The sequence below is a fragment of the Marinobacter halophilus genome (genome assembly GCF_003007685.1).
In the GTDB taxonomy this organism is placed as follows: Bacteria; Pseudomonadota; Gammaproteobacteria; order Pseudomonadales; family Oleiphilaceae; genus Marinobacter; species Marinobacter halophilus.
On record NZ_PXNN01000002.1, the window covers coordinates 1 to 6,657 of the forward strand.

General features: G+C 52.8%; 8 protein-coding genes. 5 read left to right on the plus strand and 3 right to left on the minus strand.

The genetic code is table 11. The annotated features are described in order from the left end of the window. Nucleotides 1-111: 111 nt before the first annotated feature. Nucleotides 112-1,428, plus strand: coding sequence for an IS1380 family transposase (locus C7H08_RS00030; RefSeq protein WP_106669730.1), 1,317 nt, complete (start codon nt 112-114; stop codon nt 1,426-1,428). A gap of 225 nt (nt 1,429-1,653) precedes the next feature. On the opposite strand, the gene C7H08_RS18455 is transcribed toward C7H08_RS00030, so the two are convergent. Then, nucleotides 1,654-1,779: a hypothetical protein gene (locus C7H08_RS18455; protein WP_265013615.1), complete on the minus strand. Its 126-nt coding sequence runs from the start codon at nt 1,777-1,779 to the stop codon at nt 1,654-1,656. Between the two features lie 45 nt (nt 1,780-1,824). Beyond that, on the minus strand, nt 1,825-2,430 hold the full coding sequence (locus C7H08_RS00035) for a hypothetical protein (RefSeq protein WP_106669731.1): 606 nt from the start codon (nt 2,428-2,430) through the stop codon (nt 1,825-1,827). 158 nt (nt 2,431-2,588) lie between these two features. On the opposite strand from C7H08_RS00035, the gene C7H08_RS00040 reads away from it, so the two are divergent. Both C7H08_RS00040 and C7H08_RS00050 read left to right on the plus strand, forming a co-directional pair. Beyond that, nucleotides 2,589-3,251 carry a metallophosphatase domain-containing protein gene (locus C7H08_RS00040; RefSeq protein ID WP_106669732.1) on the plus strand — a complete coding sequence of 221 codons (663 nt, stop codon included), beginning with the start codon at nt 2,589-2,591 and terminating at the stop codon, nt 3,249-3,251. Nucleotides 3,252-3,779: 528 nt separating this feature from the next. Further along, nucleotides 3,780-4,046, plus strand: coding sequence for a hypothetical protein (locus C7H08_RS00050; RefSeq protein ID WP_106669734.1), 267 nt, complete (start codon nt 3,780-3,782; stop codon nt 4,044-4,046). Between the two features lie 364 nt (nt 4,047-4,410). On the opposite strand, the gene C7H08_RS00055 is transcribed toward C7H08_RS00050, so the two are convergent. After that, complete coding sequence (locus C7H08_RS00055) at nt 4,411-4,659, minus strand: DUF3297 family protein (RefSeq protein WP_106669735.1); 249 nt, start codon at nt 4,657-4,659, stop codon at nt 4,411-4,413. 388 nt (nt 4,660-5,047) lie between these two features. On the opposite strand from C7H08_RS00055, the gene umuD reads away from it, so the two are divergent. After that, on the plus strand, nt 5,048-5,485 hold the full coding sequence (gene umuD / locus C7H08_RS00060) for a translesion error-prone DNA polymerase V autoproteolytic subunit (RefSeq protein ID WP_106669736.1): 438 nt from the start codon (nt 5,048-5,050) through the stop codon (nt 5,483-5,485). A 2-nt stretch (nt 5,486-5,487) separates the two neighbouring features. Next, nucleotides 5,488-6,657, plus strand: a 1,170-nt coding sequence (locus tag C7H08_RS00065; protein WP_106669737.1) for a Y-family DNA polymerase, incomplete at its 3' end; no start/stop codon positions are given.

Genomic DNA, 6,657 nt, shown 5'->3' on the forward strand with positions numbered 1-6,657 from the left:
CCTGAATCCGTGACTTCAATCGGCTAAGACTGTGCTCAAAGCCTGCAATAACAAGGCCTTGAGCGATATAATAGCACCTGACATCCATTCACCCAGTCAGTGCTTTCGGCCATGCGTACTTTCACTCTCCAGCAATCCCAAACCGAAGTCTATACACCCCACGGCGGACTGGCCCTGGTGGGCCACTGCCTGAACCGGCATACGTCGCTGATCAAAACGGCTCGCACAGTCGTCAAACGCCACGGTATTCCGAACATTGAGCTGATCCGCACCTACCTTGGCCTGATAACGCTGGGCAAGAGTGACTTCGAGGCGGTCGAGCCGGTACGCACGGATCCGTTCTTCAAATCTGCCCTGGGCATCAAGCAATCGCCGTCCTCGGCCCGCTTGCGGCAGCGGTTTGATGAGGACGCCCAGGCCCTGACGCCGCTGCTGGATGACGCCAGCGTTGAGTTTCTGCAATCCATTGGTGCACCGGTATCACCTCTGGAGATGGGCCATGTCGCGCTGGATATGGATGTCTTTCCCATGGACAACAGCCAAACCCATAAAGAGGGTGTCAGCTACACCTACAAGGGCTATGACGGCTACGCGCCGATAGCGGCCTATCTGGGCCAGGAAGGCTGGTGCCTGGGTTGTGAGCTGCGCCCTGGCAGCCAGCACGCCAATAACGGGTTTCTCGACACCCTCAAACGGGTTTTACCCCGGGCTCGGTCACTGACGGGCAAGCCCATCCTACTGCGCCTGGATAGCGCACACGATGCCCGCGACAACCGCGACTTCCTGCGCGAGCAGGAACAGGTCGACTTCCTGATCAAGTGGAATCCCCGTAAGCAGGATCCCCTGGCCTGGGCAGACAAGGCCCAGACCCAGAAAGCCTGGTCGCTGGACCGCGACGGTAAGATGGAAGCGGTTCTGTCCGAAGCGCTTCCGGACGAGCCCGGGTTGCGCCGGATCGTCAAGGTCACCGTTCGCACCAGCGATGCCGCCGGCCAGCTGTATCTGGAGCCGGAAGTCAGCCTCGAAGGCTGGATCACGTCCTTGCCAGCCGACGTGGCCAGTGAGCAACAAGTCATGGCGCTGTACAGCGACCACGCCACTAGCGAGCAGTTCCACAGCGAGTTCAAGACCGACCTGGATCTGGAGCGCCTGCCGTCCGGCAAGTTCGACACCAACAACCTGGTTATGGCCTTTGCAACGATGGGGTACAACGTATTGCGCTGGATGGGCCTGAGGCTGACCGCCCCGGATGCGCCGGTACGCCACCCGGCCAAACGTCGTCGCCTAAGAACAGTGATGCAGGAGCTGATGACCATGGCCTGTCGCCTGGTGCACAGCGGCCGGCAGTGGATCCTGCGCTTTGGTCGTCACTGTCCGGGCTTTGCCGCTTACCGTGACCTCTATGGAAGCCTTGTCTCCTCCGGTTAAGCCAGTTCGATAACAGCAGCCACCTTAAAGCCACCCGGAAAACCATACCGGGGCAAACCGCTACTGCCTAACGACCCTGAATTGATCATAAAGCAGCCAAATTTGGTCGCTGATCGACGTCAGACTGCACGTTCCAGGCATTCACAACCTCCTTTTGGTCAAATGGTTTCTCCCGTTAGCGCCGATGGAGCTTTGCGGGGTATATTGGCCTGAGAAGTCACTGATTCAGGTCTTAAGTTTACGAATAGCCCAGGCTTCCAGCTCGTCAGCCTTCCAATAACCAGCGGCGCCAATGGCCAGCATTGACAATACAAAGCCTCCGTAACCGAAGAGGGCGGCGGTCATGTTCATAGTGACTCCGAATCTGTTCATGTTTCTGAATAATCATACCTTGCCCTAGAGGTCCGAGGCGAGCATCAAGACCTCCTCAGGATCTCGCCCTGAAGCAAGCCAATCTCTTGGGGAGAGGCAGGTTTTACCAAGCGGCAGGTCGAGGTTTTTGCTGATCATAAATCGATTAATCGTAAACGGTGCGACCCTTTTCCCTATCTGTTTCAAAAGTTCGGTCAAGTGAGGTAGGGTACCTTGATCCGTGAATTGCCATCCTGGAAACAAAAGGATCTGATGGGGTGCCTCAAATGCAAAGAGCTCTGGAGCCTCTTTAGCTATTAGCGCTTGAACCGTCTCTATCGTAACTGATAGCCGTTTCGAAACTTCCTCAAGAATCAACGATTCTTGAATCATGGCGCTAATTTCCCTCTGGAGGCGTTGGCTATTGGCGATATCGACTGCATGACGACTATGAATATCTCCGAACCGGGCGCCTCCTGCGGTGAGGATATCTTTTTCTTTGGAAGTTAACGGCTCACTGCCATGCTGCGGAGCACGCTCGGAACCTGGCTTTTGGTTGATGTTGTGAGCTGACGGCATAGACCTCAGGTATGCCAAATAATCCCGATTCAAATCAGCCGTGAGCTGTTTGCGAATTTCAGAGCCGTTCATCAACTCGGGTCCTCCTTGGTGTGATCCAGATGCTATTCCCGACACCGGTAACCAAAATATCATAACTCGAGATTAAGAGTTGTCTGGGTTAACCGCTGGCTGTTGGTCTATATACAAAGGGGCGACATCGCCAGCTCATTGCGGATAGATGGAACATCATGAAATTGGTCTGTATTTCCGATACCCACAGCCTTCACCGACGTCTGCCAAGTATTCCGGACGGTGATGTGCTGATCCATGCGGGAGACTGCTTGGGGCAGGGGACGTTAGAGAACATTGAAGACTTTAACGATTGGCTTGGGAGTTTGCCCCACAGGCACAAGATAGTGATTGCCGGAAACCACGATTGGGCTTTCCAGGAAACGCCAGAACTGGCCCGGCAGGCATTAACTTCCGCCATCTATTTGGAAGACAGTGGTGTAGAGATCGAGGGGGTACGATTCTGGGGGTCCCCATGGACACCTGTGTTTATGAATTGGGTGTTTATGTTAGACAGAGGGGAGCCATTGTACGGCAAGTGGCAGCTCATCCCCGACGATACCGATGTGTTGATCACTCATGGTCCGCCTCAAGGGATTGGGGATGAGGTAATGTTTGGATTGCAGCGTCAGAATGTTGGCTGTGAGCACTTGCTTGAACGTCTTCACCAGCTTTCCCTCAAGGCCCACGTGTTTGGTCATATACATGAGGGCTATGGTGAATACCGCCAGGGGCAAACCCAGCTGATCAACGCCAGCACCTGTAATGAACTCTATGCGCCTATCAATGCTCCGGTAGTGCTGGAGGTGTTTCCATGCAAAGCTTGGGGCGATGGCGAATGAAAAATTTGGTCAACATTCGAGCATTGGTTTCTGCATGAGCCATCACCTGCTTGCCTTGATTAGATACACAATGCAATGCCTCAGGCCTGTCTGGTTTCTGGTTCTCGGTACCAACACGGTGTCCTGGGATAGATTGATTCGTTTATTAACACCGGTTTTGTTGTGCTGGTTGGCTCTTCAGATTATTCATTTTATTTCATATTCGACAAACATTCAGAACGAAATATTGTTCGTGGTTAAGTTCTATGCTTTGTTTGTTGTGTTTCGAGTGGTTTTTAAATTGGTAAAGTTCGGCAAGTCCGCATCCTGATACTTAATCTTAAATCCTTATCAAGATAAAACCTTTTCTTTTTAATTATTTAAATTGTCCCGACGATACATTTGTCAGTGTTTTTGCTAATTTACTATTATAGTTTTTAATATGTCTGAATTTACGGTTTAACTTTAGATTTCACTGATTTCTTCAGCGCTTGGGTGTTTTTCAGATTATGCGATGATATCTGGAATATCACCGAGGAGACTGAAGCAATGTTTAACAACGTCCTTTTAAACATAAAGAAAAAATACAAAACCCCGGTCTTGTTTAGGGCAGCATTATGGGGAACCATCATCGCCATTCTTTTTACATTTATACCTGGGTCGCAGAATATTGAGGCCGGAGCATGGACTTCTTTTGAGCCTGTATTTGCCATTGTGGCAACGATATTGAGAGGGAAGCTTGGAGTCGCTCTGGTTGTATCAGCGTCAGGTTGCTGGATTGCTGATCATATCAAAACCTTCCTTTCGGTCCTCTGACTGGAGGGCCTCGAAATCCTGCAGGGCTTGCTAAAAATTTTGTCAGGAAAGTGTCCAAAAAGTGCTTTTTTCGCCGCGACAATGCATTGCTAAGTAATTGATTCTATTAGCTGCTTAAGGCCGATATTAAGCTAATATACAACATTAATTAAAGCGCATAAAATGCTGTTTATTATATCTTTATGGTTCTTAAATAAATAGAACTGCAACTCCGTTAACGCCGGTTCGATTCCGACCCGCGCCTCCATTTTTACCCTTGAATTTCAATAGACTAACTCGCCTGAATTTGGCTGGGTTTCTCATGCAAAAAATATCCAGATAAACCCAAAAGGCCTCGATCAGGCGATGAAACACATCTTGTTGTTTAATCGTAGTAGGCTTGAACCTTTCCTTTCAGAGTCATCAGAAGCGGCTGTCCGCGACGATCCAGCGCTTTGGGCGAGGCGATTTTTATCCAACCTTCACTGATGCAGTATTCCTCTACATTGGTGCGCTCTTTGCCATTGAGCAGAATACCAATGTCGTGCTCGAAAACTTCTGCTACGTGGTGCGGGCTATTGGGGTTTCTTGAAAGTCGATCCGGTAAGGCTGGCAGCGATTTAGTATCGTTCATGCTAGTGACCTGCATTAAATGAAAAGAGCGCCATTCTAGGCAATATGGATTTGGTGCTCAAGGCATCTCTGTCGTTGCCGGCAACAGATAGCTGGCGGAAGCTAACGACAGTGCGAGTGTTCCTCACTCGGCTTCAGGACAACCGAATGCGTCGGGGCGAGTCCAACCACGTAACCGGCTGCCACACCCACCAGTGCCACTACCGGCCCGATTAGGCTGCCCAATAAGCCGCCTACAAACATCAGTATTACGCTTTTCATACAGACTCCTCCCGCCGTCCTGGCAGCGGCACTATTCCGAGTATAGGGCGTTGTGCCCAATGATGGGTTGACCCGCTGATATTGTCTCGCCAAAATACTGTATATTCAACCAGTATCCGGTGTAAAGCATGTCCTGCATTCTGCTTGGTGACTACGAATCCGTCTCACGCCTGAACATCCCGATGTTTCTGGAGCGGGTCTCGGCTGGCTTCCCATCGCCGGCGGAAGACTACATTGAGAAGACCATTGATCTGAACGAGCTGTGTATTCAGCATCCTGCTGCCACCTTCTTCGTTAGGGTTCAGGGTGAGTCCATGACTGAGGCGGGCATCTATCCCGGCGATGTTCTGGTGGTGGACCGGTCACTGAGGGCCGGGCACGGCGACACAATCATCGCTAGCCTGGAAAGCGAGATGACGGTGAAGCAATTGCACCTGACTCCACCACCGGTGCGCCTCCTTCCGCGCAATCCCGCCTACGAGCCCATTACGGTTGAGGGTGACATGGTGATGGAAGTGTTTGGGGTGGTGACCAACGTCATCCGGTCAATGAAGCGGGGAGGGTAGGGATGAGATCGGTTGGCCGGGATCAGGCCGTATTCGCGCTGGTGGACTGCAATAATTTCTACGCCTCCTGCGAGAAGCTGTTCCGTCCGGATCTGCGCAATACGCCTGTGGTCGTGTTATCCAACAACGACGGCTGCGTGGTCGCCCGCTCGAAAGAAGCCAAGGCACTGGGGATCAAGATGGGCGTGCCGGTCCATCACATCAAAACGGAAATTCGCCGGTACGGCATCCAGGTGTTCTCCTCCAACTACACCCTCTATGGCGACATGAGCCGACGGGTTATGACCACACTCGAAGCCATGGCCCCACGGGTGGACGTGTACTCGATTGACGAAGCCTTTCTGGACCTCACCGGCATTGACCGGGTAGTGTCCTTCGAGGACTTTGGCCGAGAGGTCAGGAACACCGTGCATCAGAACGTCGGCTTGCCCGTCTGTGTGGGCATTGCCCCCACGCGAACACTGGCCAAGTTGGCTAACTATGCTGCGAAGAAGTATCCGGCCACCGGTGGTGTGGTAGACCTCACAGACCCCGCCCGGCAACGGCGACTGATGGCTCGGGTGCCGGTTGAGGAGGTTTGGGGCGTCGGGCGAAAACTCAGTGCCAGGCTTCAGGCCATGGGCATTGTCACGGCGTTACAGTTAGCGGATACCCATCTGGCGACCCTCAGAAAACAGTTCTCTGTCGTCTTGGAACGCACCGCCCGGGAGCTCAATGGTGTGCCCTGTGTGCCGTGGGAGGATGTACCGGCCCCAAAGAAGCAAATCATGTGCTCCCGATCGTTTGGTCAGCCCCTGCAGAAACTGAGCGACCTGGAGGAAGCCGTTGCGCACTTTGCGACACGTGCGACCGAGAAACTTCGGGGAGGCCAGCAGTATGCCGGAGAGCTGATGGTGTTCATCCGAACCAACGCGTTCAAAGCCACAGCACCGCAGTACTCACGCAGTGGCAGTGTGAAGCTCATCCAGCCCACCCAGGACTCCCGGGTTATTGTGCAGCAGGCCCTGAATCTGCTCCGACCGATGTATCGCGAAGGGTTTGATTACGCCAAGGCCGGCGTCATGCTGGGCGAAATGGTGGAAGAAGCGGGGGTTCAAGAGGATCTCTTCCAAGCCGCTGCCGGGCAGGCACCAGACAACGGCAGATCGGAACGCCTGATGGCGGTGATGGAT